The organism is Burkholderia sp. AU19243, from assembly GCF_018148075.1.
In the GTDB taxonomy this organism is placed as follows: domain Bacteria; phylum Pseudomonadota; class Gammaproteobacteria; order Burkholderiales; family Burkholderiaceae; genus Burkholderia; species Burkholderia latens_A.
Map to the genome: position 1 here is coordinate 184,289 of NZ_JAGSTV010000009.1, position 14,603 is coordinate 198,891.

The 14,603-nt window shown below is 69.0% G+C and carries 15 protein-coding genes and 1 pseudogene; 7 read left to right on the forward strand and 9 right to left on the reverse strand.

What is annotated here, in order from left to right; translation table 11 throughout:
* The first annotated feature begins 151 nt into the window (after nt 1-151).
* Both KDW55_RS18640 and KDW55_RS18645 read left to right on the forward strand, forming a co-directional pair.
* Nucleotides 152-571 carry an MbcA/ParS/Xre antitoxin family protein gene (locus KDW55_RS18640; protein WP_040139334.1) on the forward strand — a complete coding sequence of 140 codons (420 nt, stop codon included), beginning with the start codon at nt 152-154 and terminating at the stop codon, nt 569-571.
* A complete protein-coding gene (locus KDW55_RS18645; protein ID WP_040139335.1) occupies nt 568-1,269 on the forward strand; it encodes an RES family NAD+ phosphorylase in 702 nt (233 codons plus the stop codon). The genes KDW55_RS18640 and KDW55_RS18645 overlap by 4 nt, the downstream gene beginning before the upstream one ends.
* 62 nt (nt 1,270-1,331) lie before the next feature.
* Here the strand turns inward: KDW55_RS18645 and KDW55_RS18650 are convergent, their stop codons facing one another.
* Nucleotides 1,332-2,057, reverse strand: a complete 726-nt coding sequence (locus KDW55_RS18650) for a metallophosphoesterase (RefSeq protein WP_212161880.1) — start codon at nt 2,055-2,057, stop codon at nt 1,332-1,334.
* A gap of 132 nt (nt 2,058-2,189) precedes the next feature.
* Here KDW55_RS18650 and KDW55_RS18655 point away from each other — a divergent pair, with 132 nt between their 5' ends.
* Complete coding sequence (locus KDW55_RS18655; RefSeq protein ID WP_040139337.1) at nt 2,190-2,843, forward strand: DUF1345 domain-containing protein; 654 nt, start codon at nt 2,190-2,192, stop codon at nt 2,841-2,843.
* Between the two features lie 4 nt (nt 2,844-2,847).
* Here KDW55_RS18655 and KDW55_RS29465 read toward each other — a convergent pair.
* Nucleotides 2,848-2,985, reverse strand: a pseudogene (locus tag KDW55_RS29465) (glutathione S-transferase); the annotation flags it as partial.
* A gap of 54 nt (nt 2,986-3,039) precedes the next feature.
* The gene (locus tag KDW55_RS18660; protein ID WP_212161879.1) at nt 3,040-3,750 is read right to left on the reverse strand and encodes a class I SAM-dependent methyltransferase; all 711 of its coding nucleotides are present in this window, start codon (nt 3,748-3,750) and stop codon (nt 3,040-3,042) included.
* Between the two features lie 304 nt (nt 3,751-4,054).
* Between KDW55_RS18660 and KDW55_RS18665 the strand changes: the two genes are divergently transcribed.
* On the forward strand, nt 4,055-5,701 hold the full coding sequence (locus tag KDW55_RS18665; protein ID WP_212198014.1) for a DUF3459 domain-containing protein: 1,647 nt from the start codon (nt 4,055-4,057) through the stop codon (nt 5,699-5,701).
* A 46-nt stretch (nt 5,702-5,747) separates the two neighbouring features.
* Here the strand turns inward: KDW55_RS18665 and KDW55_RS18670 are convergent, their stop codons facing one another.
* From KDW55_RS18670 to KDW55_RS18690, 5 genes are all read right to left on the reverse strand, one after another.
* Entirely contained in the window at nt 5,748-6,332 is a 585-nt protein-coding gene (locus KDW55_RS18670) for a thiamine phosphate synthase (protein WP_212161878.1), read from the reverse strand.
* A gap of 22 nt (nt 6,333-6,354) precedes the next feature.
* Nucleotides 6,355-7,698 (reverse strand): hemolysin family protein, encoded by a 1,344-nt coding sequence (locus KDW55_RS18675; protein ID WP_040139341.1) that lies wholly within the window; start codon nt 7,696-7,698, stop codon nt 6,355-6,357.
* Between the two features lie 76 nt (nt 7,699-7,774).
* Nucleotides 7,775-8,554: a HAMP domain-containing sensor histidine kinase gene (locus KDW55_RS18680; RefSeq protein WP_212161877.1), complete on the reverse strand. Its 780-nt coding sequence runs from the start codon at nt 8,552-8,554 to the stop codon at nt 7,775-7,777.
* A 67-nt stretch (nt 8,555-8,621) separates the two neighbouring features.
* On the reverse strand, nt 8,622-9,545 hold the full coding sequence (locus KDW55_RS18685) for a DMT family transporter (protein ID WP_040139343.1): 924 nt from the start codon (nt 9,543-9,545) through the stop codon (nt 8,622-8,624).
* A gap of 42 nt (nt 9,546-9,587) precedes the next feature.
* Nucleotides 9,588-10,445 (reverse strand): LysR substrate-binding domain-containing protein, encoded by an 858-nt coding sequence (locus KDW55_RS18690; protein ID WP_212198012.1) that lies wholly within the window; start codon nt 10,443-10,445, stop codon nt 9,588-9,590.
* 110 nt (nt 10,446-10,555) lie between these two features.
* On the opposite strand from KDW55_RS18690, the gene KDW55_RS18695 reads away from it, so the two are divergent.
* The 3 genes from KDW55_RS18695 to KDW55_RS18705 all read left to right on the forward strand — a co-directional run bounded on the left by KDW55_RS18695 (nt 10,556) and on the right by KDW55_RS18705 (nt 13,580).
* Nucleotides 10,556-10,939, forward strand: coding sequence for a tautomerase family protein (locus tag KDW55_RS18695; protein ID WP_212161590.1), 384 nt, complete (start codon nt 10,556-10,558; stop codon nt 10,937-10,939).
* Nucleotides 10,940-11,077: 138 nt separating this feature from the next.
* Nucleotides 11,078-12,694 carry a CHAD domain-containing protein gene (locus KDW55_RS18700; protein ID WP_212161591.1) on the forward strand — a complete coding sequence of 539 codons (1,617 nt, stop codon included), beginning with the start codon at nt 11,078-11,080 and terminating at the stop codon, nt 12,692-12,694.
* Nucleotides 12,695-12,740: 46 nt separating this feature from the next.
* Entirely contained in the window at nt 12,741-13,580 is an 840-nt protein-coding gene (locus tag KDW55_RS18705; protein WP_212161592.1) for a TOBE domain-containing protein, read from the forward strand.
* 233 nt (nt 13,581-13,813) lie between these two features.
* Here KDW55_RS18705 and KDW55_RS18710 read toward each other — a convergent pair whose 3' ends face one another.
* A complete protein-coding gene (locus KDW55_RS18710; protein WP_212161593.1) occupies nt 13,814-14,515 on the reverse strand; it encodes an ATP-binding cassette domain-containing protein in 702 nt (233 codons plus the stop codon).
* Nucleotides 14,516-14,603 lie beyond the last annotated feature (88 nt).

Consider the following 14,603-nt stretch of genomic DNA (forward strand, 5'->3'; position numbering starts at 1 on the left):
CGTACGGCCATTAACGCAGAAAATAAAATCGCAGTCCAGAATGGACAAAAAATATCAATTCGTTGGACGTTAGCCGTTCCGGGTGACGACCCTTGCATAAATCCGGAAATGGACTAACCTTGTTAGTAAATTCGTTTCGAGACTAACAGTCATGTCACAACCCGCCTTCGATCCGCATTCCGCCTCGCCGCAGGCCTCGGTCGCGCAGATGTCGGCGGCCGGCCTGCGAGCGTTCTTCAACATCGCGCGCGACTGGGAGCTGACGATCGACGAGCAGATCGTGCTGCTCGGGTCGCCCGGCCGGTCGACGTTTTTCAAGTGGAAGGCGGCGCCAGAGTCCGCGCGCCTGCCGCGCGATACGCTCGAGCGGCTGTCGCTATTGCTGGGCATCTACAAGTCGCTGCAGATCCTGCTGCCGCAGCCCGCTGCGGCCGACACCTGGGTCAGGCGGCCGAACGACGCCGCACCGTTCGGCGGCAAGCGCGCGCTCGACCGGATGCTTGCCGGCAATGTCGGCGACCTGGTCGCCGTGCGCCAATACCTCGATGCGATGCGGGGTGGCTGGGCGTGACGATCCCGACCGATGCGCAACACTGGCCCACGACCACCGTCGACTGGGCGCCCGCCTATCGCGTGATTCCTACTCGTTTTCCGGCCATCAACCTGTTCGACCGCGTCGCGTCCGCCGAGGACTTCGACGCGCTGTACGCGCTCGAATCGCTGACCAACGACCGCATCCGCCAGGAAGTCGGCACGCTCGACCTCGTGCCGCCGGCCGAGCGCCGCTACGGGCAGGGCTGGGGGCCGATCATGGCCGCGTTCACGCACCTGAATCCGCAGGGCAGCCGCTTTTCAGACGGCAGCTATGGCGTGTTCTACTGCGGCCGCTCGCGCGACACGGCGATCGCCGAAACGCGATATCACAGCGGGCTGTTCCTGGCCGCGACGCGAGAGCAGCCGATGCGTCAGCAGATGCGGCTCTACACCGTGTACGCGCACGGCGACGTCGCCGACGTGCGCACGTGGCCGCAGCGCAATCCTGCGTTGCTCGATCCGCTCGATTACAGCGCCGGACAGGCGCTCGGCCGTGCGGTGCGCCATGCGGGCGGCGCGGGGATCGTCTATCCGTCGGTGCGCGACCCGGGCGGCGAATGTCTCGCCGCGTTTCGCACGACGCTGCTGCGCGATTGTCATCACGCGGCATACCTCGAATACAACTGGAACGGCACCGCGATCGATGCCGTGTTCGAGCTGAACCAGGTCGGCTAGCTCGCGACGCGCGCGAGCCCGCACGTGCGGGCGGGCAGCGCAGGCTTCGGTTTGCCGCTCCGCTATGGCAGCGGCAGGTCGCCCGCATGACGCGCGCGCGCATCCGCCTGCGACAGCGACCACGTGCGGCCCGTGCGCGGCTCGACGATCGTCAGTCGTCCCGACGGCGCGAACGCGCCGGTGTCGATGAACCATTGCGCGCCGATGCGCTGCGGCGCGCGCACCGGCGTGTGGCCGGTGCAGGTCAGCGACAGTCCGGCCTGCACGGCCGGATCGACGAGCCCCTGCACCAGGTCGCGGCCCCAGATCAGCCGTTCGCGCACGTCGTGCGCATAGCTGCCCGTGTCGAGCTCGGCGTCCGGTCCGAAGAATTCCGCATGCAGCACGTTGAAGCGCGCGGGCCCGTCGCCGACCACGCGTACGAGCGGCAGCGCGTCGACGCGCGCCGCATGCGCGTGCAGCCGGTCCGGCGGCAGCTCGGCGCCCCAGTCGCCGCCGATTCCGCGCCACGCGTCGGCCGGCAGCTTGCCGCGCGACACGAGGCTCAGCACCTCTTCGTGATTGCCGCGCACGACATGGCACCACGGGCGGTCGAGCAGCTCGAGCGCGGTTTCGGACGCGGGCCCGCGATCGACGAGATCGCCGACCGAGAACAGCCGGTCGCTGGCCGGATCGAAGCGGACGTCGCGCAGCAGCGCGCGCAGCACGTCCACGCAGCCGTGCAGATCGCCGACGACGAAATCGCGGCCCGCCGAATTGGCGGGATGGCGGCAGAGGGAAGGGCTCATCCCGATATCTTAGGCGCTTGCGCTCATCGCCACGTCATGCGGGAATGGCGATAATCGGGGCGCTACCCGCCGGCGCCGCCCCGCACCGTTCGCGCTGGCGCAACCCTTTCCATCCGCTTTCGGAATCACACGATGACGCTTTATCCGCAGGTATTGCGCAACCGGCCGCGCATGGTCGCCGCCTTCGCCGCGGGCGTGCTGTGCGCGCTGTTGCTGCCGGTTCCGTCGAGGCCGACGGTGCGTGCGCTGATTGGCTGGGACTGCGCGGTGTGGCTGTATCTCGCGCTGATGTGGGTGCGCATGGTCAGCGCGCATCATCATAACGTGCGCGACATAGCGATCCGCGAAGACGAGAATGCGACGACCGTGCTGACCGTCGTGTGTCTCGCGACGGTCGCGAGCGTCGCCGCGATCGCGATCGAGCTCGCCACTGCGAAGAGCGTGGGGTTTCGCGCGGGGCTCGGCCATTACGCGGTCACGGGCGCGACGTTGTTCGGCGCGTGGTTCCTGATCCCGACGATATTCACGCTGCACTATGCGCGGCTTTACTACGGTTCGCCGAGCAGCGACCGACCGCTGCGTTTTCCCGACAGTCAGCCGGAGCCCGATTACTGGGATTTCCTGTATTTCGCGTTCACGATCGCGGTCGCATCGCAGACTGCCGACGTGTCGCTCGCGAACCGCTCCGCGCGACGCGCGGTGCTCGCACAGTCGATCCTGTCGTTCTACTTCAACATGGCCGTGCTCGGGCTGTCGATCAACGTCGCGGCGGGGCTGCTGAGCTGATGCACGCGGGCGGCCGCGCGAAGCATGGCAGCGGGGTGCGCGCGATCCGCAGCGCGACCCGAAACGGCAGCTGCGGCGGCATCGCCGGGCCTCCCGTGCGATGCAGCCAGTACGTGAAGTCGTGCCGCTCCGGCGTGCCGCTCGGCTGTGCGCGCAACGCGTGCGTCGCACGCCATCGCACACTGGGGACGCGCGATCACGCGCTACGCCGCACCGCAATCCACGCTCCCCAGAACAGGCTCGAGAAAAAGCGCAACGGCGCATCGAAACCGGCTTCGTGCAGCAGGTCGAACACTGCTTTTTCCGACGCAGGCGGATCGGCGCCCTGCAGGATTTTGGCGAGCTGCGCGCGCACTGCATCGGGCGTCGCGCCCTTCATCCGCCAGCGCTGCTGCCATGCGTCGAGCAGCCGGGGGTGGTCCGCATAGCGGCGATGATTGCCCGCAATCACGAGCGGTGCGCCGGGCTTCACGCGGCGCGCGATCGCATTCAGCAGCGCCGCCTTCGCCGCATCGCCGGGAACGTGATGCAGCACGCCGATCAGCGTCGCGCCATCGAAGGCCTGCGTATCGGGCAGCGCGTCGACGCCGGCCTCGATGAATTGCGTGCGGGCGGCGCAGCCGGCCGCTTCGACGTTCGCGCGTGCGAGTGCCAGCATCGGCGCGGACGGATCGACGGCCGTGAAGCGCCATCCCGGCTCGAGCGCGGCAGGGATGCAGATCTCCTGCCCGGTGCCGCCTGCGCCCACGACGAGCAACTGCGCTTCCGGCACGCGGATCGTCGACGCGAGCATGCACGCGGCGAGTTCGTGGCACGCGTCGTAGCCGGCAAGCGCGATGCGGGACTGTTCTGCGTATTCGTGCGCGCGTGCCGGATCGAACTTCGCGGCGCTGGAGGGGAGCGACATGGCGGATTCCTTGGGTCGGAGCGCGGACCGGGTGTCCGCGCGCATCGGCCCGAGCGTAAGGGCGCGGCCGCGCGTCAACAAGGCGTGCGGCCATTCCGGTATGCGGACTACCCGCTTCGGTCGGTACAGAAAGCAAACGTTTGCGGGGTCGATTCGCATTTAAAAATGTGATGAATCGATGCATCGTATGCGCCGAATCGGCGCATACTTTTCTTCCCCCCTGCCTGGCCGTCGCATGCCGGGCCCCGATGCGCCGCGCGCCGCTTGCGCGGCCATGCCGCTCGGCACGCATGAGGAGCGCATGATGTCAGATTGTCCGCACGATCCGTATGCGCAGCACTACATTCACTGCTTGCCGTTCGGCGCGCAGCCGTGCGGTGCGCTCGGCACGACGCCGCGCACGCATTTCCGCGTGTGGGCGCCGGGCAGCACGCAGGTCCGGCTCGAACTCGAAACCGCGCGGGGTCCCGCACGCGTGCCGATGACGCCGGCCGGTCCGAACTGGTTCGAGGTCTTTGTCGAATGCGGAGCGGGCACCCGCTACCGCTACCGGCTCGACGATGTCGTATCGATTCCCGATCCCGCGTCGCGTTCGCAACCCGACGGCCTCAACGGGCCGAGCGAGGTCGTCGATCCCCGCGCGTTCACGTGGCGTAATACGTCCTGGCACGGGCGACCATGGGAAGACATCGCACTCTATGCGATTCGTCCGCATGCGGTGGGTGGCTTCGACGGCGTGCGCCGCCGGCTGCCGCAGCTTGCGCGCCTCGGCGTGACCGCACTGGAGCTGCTCGCGTCGCCGCACGACAGCCTGCCGTTCGCGCCGCTTGCGGCCGATGGCGGCCCCGATGCGCTTAAGGCGCTGATCGACGACGCGCACGGCTACGGCCTCGCGGTGCTGCTGGAACTCGATTACGCGCGTTTCGGCAGCGGCACCGACGCGCTGCGCCATTACGCCGAGCCGTTCTTCCATACGCGCGACGATCCGTTGCAGGCGCCGCCGCTTGCGCTCGATCATCCGGAAGTGTGCGACTTCTTCTGCGACAACGCGTTGTACTGGATCGACGAATACCGTTGCGACGGCCTGCGGCTGCGCGAGGCGGACCGGATCGGCACGTCGTGGCTGCGCGAGATTGCCGATCGGGTACGCGCGGCCGTGCCGGCCGACCGGCTGATTCACCTCGTGCTCGGCAGCGAACGGCATCCGGTGCATCTGGCCGATACCCATTTCGATGCGCAGTGGAACGGTTGCGGCGAACGTGCGCTGCATCGGCTGACAGCGCGCGACGAGGCCGCACACGAGGGCATTTCGGCGCACCAGTCGATCCATACGCTCGCTCGCGCACTGACTGCATCCGGCGCAGCGTTCCAGCCGGCTGCGTCGGCTGACGCCGCATTCGCCGACGGCGGGCTGTCGCTGACGTCGCTCGTGCTGTCCGACGGCGGATGGCGCGACAGCGAGCATGGACGCACGCGCGGCGAGCACACACCGCGCCTCGCGGCGCTCGCGCTGTCGTTGCTCACGCCGCAGATTCCGCTGATCTTCGACGAAACCGCATGCGACGCCGAGCGTGCGCATTTCGTGCAGTCGGCGCTCGCGGTGCGCGCGAAGCTGATTGCGCCGCGGTTGTCCGATTGCCGTCCGCAGGACGCGCATACGCTGAAGGCGGGCGGTGACGGCGATGCCGATGCGCTGCTCGCATCGTGGCGGCTTGCCGACGACGAGACACTGACCATCGCGCTGAACCTGTCGCCCGACACGGTGCCGTTCGACGCGCCGAGCGGGCGGATCGTGTTCGAGACGCCGGCGCGCGCGCGCGACCGCGTCGATGAAGGGGAGTTGCCGCCCTATTCGCTCGTCGCGTGGCTGACGGGCGACGTCAACGGCTATGCACTGACGCACGACGCGCGCCGGATCGACGGCGGCGCATGGCGCGCGATGCGTCGCTGAACGCGCGACGCTTGCACCGCCGGGCGCGGGCGCCCTGGCCGCGCTCTTACCAGAAGCCGCGAATCCCCGCGACGCCATAGGCGCCGTGGCGGCGCGCGTCGTCGAGATGCGCGCGCGTCATGCCGCCGAGCGCATAGACGGGCATCGTGGCTTGCGCGGCCAGCGCGGCGAACCGCGTCCAGCCGAGCGCCGGTGCGCCGGGATGGCTGAGCGTCGGCAACACCGGCGACAGCGTGACGAAGTCCGCGCCCGCGTGCATCGCCAGCACGAGATCGTCAGCCGTATGACACGCGGCCGATATGCGCCGCGCGGGCGGCAGCGGCCGTTGCGCGACGGCGCGCAGCGCGGCGCCGTCGAGGTGCCAGCCCGCGCCGTCGAGGTGCATCACGCCGGCGGCATCGATCGGGCCGTTGAGCATCAGTTGCGCGCCGGCCGCGGTGCAGCGCGCGAGCGCATCGGCGGCCAGCCGCGCGAACGCGGCCCGGTCGAACGATTTCACGCGCAGCTGCACGAGCGTCTCGCCGCGCGCGAGCACGGCCGACATCCGGTCGAGAAACGCGCTGCAATCGGCGTCCGATGCGGACGCCGGCTCCGGCGAGATCACGCAGCAGCGCGGCAGCGGCGGGCTCATCGCGTGCGCTGAACGGTGGCCGTCATTCGTCGGCCTCCTTCGCGGTTTTCGGATACACGCGCACGAGCACGATGCGCGGCCCGTTCATCTTCTTCACGACCACGTCGAAGCGGTCGAACGACACGCGCTGGCCTTCGGTGGGCAGATCGCTCAGCGCCTGGATCACGAGGCCGCCGACCGACTCCGCGCGCCCTTCGTCGATGTCGATGCCGAGCGCCTGCTCGAGCGATACGACGGGCAGGCTGCCCTTGCCCATCAGCGTGCCGTCGTCGAGGCGGCTCCAGTCGGCGTCGCCCTGTCGGAACTCGTCGTGGATCTGGCCCACCAGCGCGCCGAGCAGGTTGTCGAGCGTCAGGAAGCCGATCGGCTTCTCGCCCTTGTTGCCGACCAGCGCGAAGTGCGGTGCGCCCTTGCGGAAGCGGCGGAACAGCTCCAGCGCGGGCGTGTCGGGCTTCACGTACTGCACCGGCCTCACGTAGTCGGACAGGTCCTCCAGCGCCGCGCCCGCGTGCCGCGCGAGCAGCAGATCCTTCAGGTGGATCAGCCCGCTCACCTGTTCGCGCGACGCATTCTCGAACAGCGGATAGCGGCTGAAGCGATGCCGCGCGACGATTTCCATGTTGTCCGGCAGCGGCAGGTCGCGGCGCAGGCCGATCATTTCATGCGCGGGCCGCATCAGGTCGGACACCGTCATCGACGAGAAGTCGAGCGAATGCGCGAGCGTGTTCCACTCGTCGTTGGTGTACGCACCGCGGGCGGGCTGCGCCGGATTGCCGGCCGCGCTGCGGCGGCTGCGCAGGATCAGCTTCAGTTCGTCGGTCGAGTAGTGCGCATCGCCGCCGTGGTCGGCTGACAGCCCCGCGAGCCTCAGCACCGCGTTCGCGCTGGTGTTGAGCACCCAGATCGCCGGGTACATCGCCCAGTAAAACGCGTAGAGCGGCAGCGCGACCCACAGGCCGACCTTTTCCGACTGGCGGATCGCCATCGATTTCGGCGCGAGCTCGCCGACCACGATGTGCAGGAACGAGATCAGCGAGAACGCGAACACGAGCGAGATCAAGTGCACGATGCGCTCGGACTGCACGCCGATCAGGTCGAGCAGCGGGCCGATCAGTTCCGCGAACGCGGGCTCGCCAACCCAGCCGAGGCCAAGCGACGCGAGCGTGATGCCGAGCTGGCACGCGGACAAATACGCGTCGAGCCGGCCGTGCACGACCGCGAGGATGCGCCCGCGCAGGCCGTGCTTGCGGGCAAGTGTCTTGACGCGCGTCGCGCGCAGTTTGACGAGGCCGAATTCGGCTGCGACGAAAAACCCGTTCAGGGCCACCAGGAACAACGCGCCGATGAGCGCGAAGATCTGTAACAAAGAATCGCTCCAGTTGAGACAGGCCCGTCAGTATAGGGCCGGAAAGGCAAATGTAATGTATCGGACGGCCGATTGCTTACACCGGCGCCTCGCAAGGGACGGAGAGCGTGAGGGTGACGGCGGCGCGGTCGGTGAACGGCGTGTGCGTGAAGGTGCCGCCATGCGCGAGCGCGACGCGCTGGCATAGTGCGACGATCCACGCGACGCGTTTGGCGTCGCGCGTGCGGAGCATCTCGCGGCGCGCGAATGTTTCGAACGCGTGCGGCAGGCCGGGATCGGCGAGAACGGCGGCGCTGACGTCGCAGCCGACGTGCGCGACGCACTGCGCGCCGTCGCGCGCGCACGCGAACGTCACGCGGCTGCCGGCGGCACTCGCTTCGACGGCCGTCGTCAGCATCGTCCACAGCGCCTGTGCGAGGCGTTCGCGATCGGCAGTCAGCGCGGGTTCGTGCTCGGGCAGCGTCGCGTCGATGCGCACCTGCCGCGCGTCGGCCAGCGCGACGCGCGCGAGTGCGATCGTGTCGTCGAGCAACGGGCGCAAAGCGAACGGCTGCGGCTCGATCGCGAGATTGCGCGTTTCCGCGCGCGGCGCGTCGAGCACGTCGTCGATCAGTGCGACCTGCTGGTCGATGCCGGTCCGGATGCCCGCGAGCGCACGCTGCAGGTTCGGGTCGGCGTTGGCAAGCTGCCGTTCGAGCACATACGCCCAGCTGTGCATTGCGTTCAGCGGGCTGCGCAGGTCGTGCGATGCGGTGGAAAGCGCCTGGTCGCGCAGAAAGAGCGCCGCCTCGGCGGCATAGTGCGCTGCGCGTTCGCGCAGCAGGTCGGCGGCGGGATCGGCGGAAAAGGACGTCACGGAGCTGGCCTGTCGGAAGCGGTTGGGATGAAACACATGCGAACCGCCATTATAGGGATCGCGCGTGTCACGCCGGCAGCGCTTCCTCGTCCTTTTTCCGCGCATCGCCGTTCGGCAGCAGCTGGCATGCCAGCAGGCCGGCCAGCATCAGCGCGCAGCCGATCAGCGCACGCAGCGTGAGCGTCTCGCCGAGCGCGGCCCACCCCGCGATTGCCGCGAACACGCCTTCCATGCTGAAGATCACCGCCGCATGCGCGGGCGCCGCATCGCGCTGCGCGACGACCTGCAGCGTATAGCCGACGCCGACCGACAGCAGCCCGCCGTACAGCAGCGTCGGCAGCGCGCGCTTCAGCATCGCAACGCCGACCGGCTCGAGCGCGACGGCGGCCGCAACGCACAGCACGCCGCACGCGACGAACTGCAGGAACGCGAGCACGAGCGGATCGTGCCGCTTCGCGAAATAGCCGACCGCCATCACGTGCGCGGCGATGATCACGGCGCCCGCGAGCTGGAACCAGTCGCCGTAGAGCACCGAGAAATGCTCGTCGATGCTGAGGAAGTACAGGCCGATCGCCGCGAGCAGCGCACCGAACCACGTGCCGGCGCCGATGCGGTGACGCACGAACACGCCCATCAGCGGCACGATCACGACATAAAGCGAGCTGATGAAGCCCGCGTTCGCGACCCGTGTGTACTGCAGCCCGAACTGCTGCAGCGAGATCGACACGGCGAGCAGCCCGCCGAGCGCGAGGCCCGGCGCGAGCAGCGCCGGCTCGCGGCGAATCGCCGCGAACTGCGCGCGCGAGGCAGCGTTCAACGTCAGCAGCGGAATCAGCACCAGTGCGCCGAGCAGGAAGCGCAATCCGGTGAACATGAACGGCCCGATCACGTCGAGGCTCAACCGTTGCGCGACGAACGCCGAGCCCCAGATCGCGGCGGCGGCGAGCATCAGCAGGTTGGCGCGGAGGTGCTTGCGGGCATCGGGCTTCATCGGAATTCGTCAGGGGATTGGCGGGCGGCGAAACCGCCTAGTTTACGCCGAGATTGCAAGGCTGTCGGAAAACCTTCGAAGTGCCGCCGCCGCACGGGCGTCGCGCACGCGCGAATACAGCACGACCTGCGAATGCGGCAGCGGCGGCAGCCCGAATCTCGCGCCGACGTCGACCAGCGTGCGCGGCGCGACACGCCGCGCGAGCGGGCAGACGGCGAGCCCTGCGGCCGCGGCGGCCGTGACCGCCGCGACGCCGCCGCCCGTGAACCGCTCGCGCCACGGCAGTCCCGCATGCTCGAGCGCGCGCAGCGCGGCGGCCCGCACGCCGCACGGCCCGGCCAGCACCGCCAGCGGCAGCGGTTCGCCCGCGCGCGGCGCCCAGTCGGGCGCGGCAAGCCACGCGAGCGGTTCGGTAAACAGCAGCGTGCCGTCGTCGCGCGGCGGATCCTCGCCGGGCTCGTGCCGCACGACCGCTGCGTCCAGCCGCCGCTCGTCGTATTGCGCGAGCAGGTTTGCCGACGTCCCCAGGTGCATTTCCAGTGACAGCCCCGGATCCTGCCGGTGCAGGCTCGTCAGTACCGCCGGCAGGTCCGGCACCGCGACGTGCTCGCTGACGCCGAGCGACAGCCGATGCGAGCCGGCCGAAATCGCGCCGAGCGCCCGATCGTGCGCGTCGAGCAGCGCGCGGGCGGCCGGCAGGAAGTTCTCGCCGTCGGCCGCCAGCTTGACGACGCGCGGCGTGCGGTCGAGCAGCGGCTTGCCGAGGTGTGCCTCGAGCCGCTTCAGCTTCAGGCTGACGGCCGACTGCGTGGTGCCGAGCGCGTCGGCGGCGCGCGTGAAACTCGCGAGATCGGCGACCAGCACGAACGCGCGGACGGCATCGAGATCGAGGACTTTCATTTCTGATGTAAATGGATGAAATATCGATAGATGACTGTTCATTATAGTTATCCGTGTCTAACCTGACGTGGCGTTTTTCGAATGTCAACGTCACCGAAAGGAGCAGGATCATGCCGTTCACCCGAATTGCAGTACGCGAAGGCAAACCGGCCGCTTACCGCGCGGCGCTCGTCGACGGCGTGTATCGCGCGCTGATGCACACGTTCAACGTGCCCGAAGACGACATCTTCATGGTCGTGACCGAGCACACGGCCGAGAACTTCTTCTTCGGCCGCCATTACCTCGACATCGAGCGCAGCGACGATCTCGTGATGATCCAGATCACCGCGAACAACACGCGCACGCTCGAGCAGAAGAAGGCGCTGTACCGGACGATCGCGGAGAACCTTGCCGCACAGCCGGGCGTGCGGCCGGAGGACGTATTCATCAGCCTGGTCGAAGTGCTGAAGGAAGACTGGTCGTTCGGCAACGGCATTGCGCAGTACGCCCTCTGACACGTCGTTTGATCTGCGACGCCGCGGCGGGGCCGGATCGCGTCACGCGCCGGTAAGCGCCGTGTACTATGGAAGCTGCTTCACTGTCGACGCCGGCGCGTACGATGCGCCGGCGCTTGTTCATGTGCGGGAGCCTCCATGTCGCGTGTGCTGGAAATCGTGTTGTGCCTGTCGCTCGAAGGTTGGCCGGTGAAGGCGGGGAGCCGGGCCCGCGGCGACCAGCGCGACTTCGGCGCCGAGCTTGTCCGCGCGTGGCGGATCTGCCCGCAGGTGCGGATGCGGCGCGGCCACGCGCGCGTAACGATCGAGCCGTGCCAGATCGAGGAAGCCGAGCGGAGCGCCGGCGAAAGCTGGTGGACGTGGGTCGAGTCCAATGCGCACGGGCGGCGGGTGGTCGCGTCGCGCACGAAGGCGTTCGCGCCCGGCGTCGTGGCGCGCGAACGGTTCGACGCCGAACATGCGGGCATCGTCGTGGCCGCGCCGGCGCGCGGCACATCCACCGAAGCGGAGCAGGACGAGGCGGCCAGCGGCCGCGCTGAACGCGGCGATGAAGCCGCGGTTGCCGCGTCGACTGTGCCGGCGCCGCTGCGGCTCGTCAGCGAGCGGCGGCGCGGGCGATGGGCGGACGATAGCGGCGTGGTGGTCGAGATGACGCTCGACGACGTCACGCTGGACGGCGGAGCCGACGCGCCGCGCCGACATGTCGAATTGCGGCTTGCGGCGCCCGACTGGGACACCGTCGCCGCGCGCACGGCCGCGTTGCGCGCGCTGTTCGCCGCCGCGCGCGAGCTGAGCGGCGCATGGCCCGCATTCGTGCAGCTGGCCAGCGTGATCGACCGCGCGTGCGCGGGCGACCCTGCTGTGGCCGGGCCCGTGAAGGCGCAACTCGTCGATCTGACTGGCATCCGCACGCAGCGGGCCGCGCTGTTCGCGCTGTCCGCCGATATCGCCGCGCAATGGCTCGGCAATGAAGCAGGGGTGCTCGAGCGCGACGATCCCGAATTCGTGCACCAGATGCGCGTCGCGCTGCGCCGGCTGCGCACGCTGATGCGTTTCTTTCCGCGCTTCGCGGACGATCGATGGAAGGACACGTTCGGCGCCGATCTGCGCTGGCTCGCGTCGCTGCTCGGCACGGTGCGCGACTGGGACGTGTTCTCGACCGAGAGCCTGCCCGGCCTGATCGCGGCCGATGGCGGCAGTGCCGACTGGAACGGCACGCTCGACGCGGCGCGCGCGCAGGCGATGGCCGCGCGCGTCGAACTGCGCCAGGCGCTGCATTCGGCGCGCTATGCGCGGCTGACGCTCGGCTGGCTCGAATGGCTGAGCATGCTTGCACTGCCGGACACGGACGACGCCGACGCGCCGCCGCTGCGGCGTCATGCGACCAAGCGCGTGCGGCGTCTGTTCGGTCATCTGTATGCATCGCCGTCGCTCACGTCGCTCGATACGGCCGCACGCCACCGCGTGCGGATCGAAGCGAAGCGGCTGCGCTACGCGCTGGAATTCTTTGCGTCGCTGGCGTCGCGGCGCACACGCACCGAAACCGTCAAGACGCTCGCGCGCGTGCAAAGCGTGCTCGGCGAAGCGAACGACGCGATCGTCGCGCTGCATCGTCTCGAGCAACTGGCGGCGCCCGCGTATCAAGTCGGCTTCGTGCGCGGCTACGGCGCCGCGCTCGAGCAGCGCGCGGCGCGCGACGCCGAGGCGCTGCTGGCGAGCCTGCGTCCGCCGAAGCTCGATGCCAAGCCGCGTTGAGCGGCGCGCTCACTATAATGGCCTCCCGTTTTCTTCGGATTGACCGATGACCGACGCGTCGCCTCCTTCTTCCCCGGCCGCACCGCTCGAACTTGGCGGCGAACTGTGGTTGCGCGCAGGCGAGCAGACGCTCGGCGGCGCCACACGCATCGCACTGCTCGCGGCGATCGGCCAGACCGGTTCGATCACGCGCGCGGCGAAGGCCGTCGGCCTCAGCTACAAGGCTGCATGGGATGCGATCGATACGATGAACAACCTGGCCGGCGAGCCGCTCGTCATGCGGTCGACCGGCGGCAAGGGCGGCGGCGGTACGACGCTGACGCCGCGCGCGATGTCGCTGATCGCCGCGTTTCGCGCGATCGAGCGCGAGCATCGCCGTTTCATCGACGCCGCGAGCGCGGCCGTGTCCGGTTTCGACGTCGACTGGGCGCTGATCGGCCGGATCGGGATGAAGACGAGCGCGCGCAACCAGTTGTTCGGCAAGGTCGAGTCGATCGTGCGCGGCACGGTGAACGACGAGGTGACGCTCGTGCTGCCCGGCGGCCAGGCGATCGTCGCGGTTCTCACGCACGAGAGCGCCGACGCGCTCGGCCTGCAGCCGGGCGCCGCCGCGTGCGCGCTCGTGAAGGCGTCGTGGGTCGTGCTGGCGGTCGACGACGACGGCGAAGCGACGTTGAAGGTGTCGGCACGCAACCAGTTGCGCGGGACCGTCGACACCGTTGCAGCAGGTGCGGTGAACAGCGAGGTGACGCTTGCGCTGGACGGCGGCGGCACACTCACCGCCGTGGTTACGAACGACAGTGTCCGTGCGTTGCAGCTCGACGCCGGGCGGCGTGCGATCGCGTTGTTCAAGGCATCGAGCGTGATTCTTGCGGTGACGGGCTGAGCATGCGTTGCGGCGCGGCGGGCGCATGCCGAGAGCCGGAAGGCGGTCGAATGTCGAACGCCCAGCACCGTTGCACATCCGCGCACACGACGGCGAAACCGGTGTCTCCAACGTGCACGCGACGCCGGCCTCGCTTCCGCTTTCGGCCCGTTCCGGCTTATGCCGCCGACGCGGTTTCTGTCAGGCACCCGGCGTCCGCCGCGTCCGCCGCGACGGCACCGGCCCGCACGCGTTCAGATGACGCGGCTTGGCCACTCCGCGTGTGGCGCCACGGCCTGCACGCGTCCTTCGTTCAACTGCACGACTTGATCGCCGAACGCGGCAACGTCGTCGGGGTCGTGCGAGATGAGCACCATCGGGATATCGAGTCTTGCCTGCAGTTCAGCAAGTTCGTGACGCATGCGCTGGCGCAGCGCGCCGTCGAGCGCCGCGAACGGTTCGTCGAGCAGCAGGATGCGCGGCTGCGCGACCAGCGCACGCGCAAGCGCGACACGCTGCTTCTGTCCGCCCGACAGCTGTGACGGGAATTGCCCGGCGAGCGTGTCGAGTTCGAACGCTTGCAGCCAGTAAGTGACTTCGGGCGCCGTCGTCTTCGCGCGTGGATTGCGCAGGCCGGACGTGAGCCCGAACGCGATGTTCTGCCGAACGTTCAGATGCGGAAATAGCGCATAGTCCTGGAATAGATACGCGACGCGCCGCGCGCGGCTCGGCACGTCGATGCCGCGCGCGGCGTCGAACAGCGGCTCGCCGTTCAGCGTGATCGTGCCTTCGTCCGGCGACAGCAAACCGGCGATCGCCTGCAGCGTCATGCTCTTGCCCGCGCCGGACGGCCCGAACAGCACGACGCGCTGCGTGTTCGCTGAGAACGACACGTCGAGCGTGAAGCGGCGCTCGGCGTTCGAGTAGGTCTTGCGGATATCGACGGCGACGCTCATGCGGGCCTCCGTCGCGCGGCACGGCCTGGGCGCAAAACCGCGCGGGATGCGCGGGCGCACTTTGCCGCGACGGGTGCGGCGCGATGAC

Bases quoted from the DNA above. Each gene is read 5' to 3' on its own strand.
- KDW55_RS18660 (WP_212161879.1), bottom strand. From the start codon at position 3,750: ATGTCGCTCCCCTCCAGCGCCGCGAAGTTCGATCCGGCACGCGCGCAC.
- KDW55_RS18650 (WP_212161880.1), bottom strand. From the start codon at position 2,057: ATGAGCCCTTCCCTCTGCCGCCATCCCGCCAATTCGGCGGGCCGCGAT.
- KDW55_RS18670 (WP_212161878.1), bottom strand. From the start codon at position 6,332: ATGAGCCCGCCGCTGCCGCGCTGCTGCGTGATCTCGCCGGAGCCGGCG.
- KDW55_RS18640 (WP_040139334.1), top strand. From the start codon at position 152: ATGTCACAACCCGCCTTCGATCCGCATTCCGCCTCGCCGCAGGCCTCG.
- KDW55_RS18665 (WP_212198014.1), top strand. From the start codon at position 4,055: ATGTCAGATTGTCCGCACGATCCGTATGCGCAGCACTACATTCACTGC.
- KDW55_RS18710 (WP_212161593.1), bottom strand. From the start codon at position 14,515: ATGAGCGTCGCCGTCGATATCCGCAAGACCTACTCGAACGCCGAGCGC.
- KDW55_RS18705 (WP_212161592.1), top strand. From the start codon at position 12,741: ATGACCGACGCGTCGCCTCCTTCTTCCCCGGCCGCACCGCTCGAACTT.
- KDW55_RS18685 (WP_040139343.1), bottom strand. From the start codon at position 9,545: ATGAAGCCCGATGCCCGCAAGCACCTCCGCGCCAACCTGCTGATGCTC.
- KDW55_RS18695 (WP_212161590.1), top strand. From the start codon at position 10,556: ATGCCGTTCACCCGAATTGCAGTACGCGAAGGCAAACCGGCCGCTTAC.
- KDW55_RS18700 (WP_212161591.1), top strand. From the start codon at position 11,078: ATGTCGCGTGTGCTGGAAATCGTGTTGTGCCTGTCGCTCGAAGGTTGG.
- KDW55_RS18690 (WP_212198012.1), bottom strand. From the start codon at position 10,445: ATGAAAGTCCTCGATCTCGATGCCGTCCGCGCGTTCGTGCTGGTCGCC.
- KDW55_RS18655 (WP_040139337.1), top strand. From the start codon at position 2,190: ATGACGCTTTATCCGCAGGTATTGCGCAACCGGCCGCGCATGGTCGCC.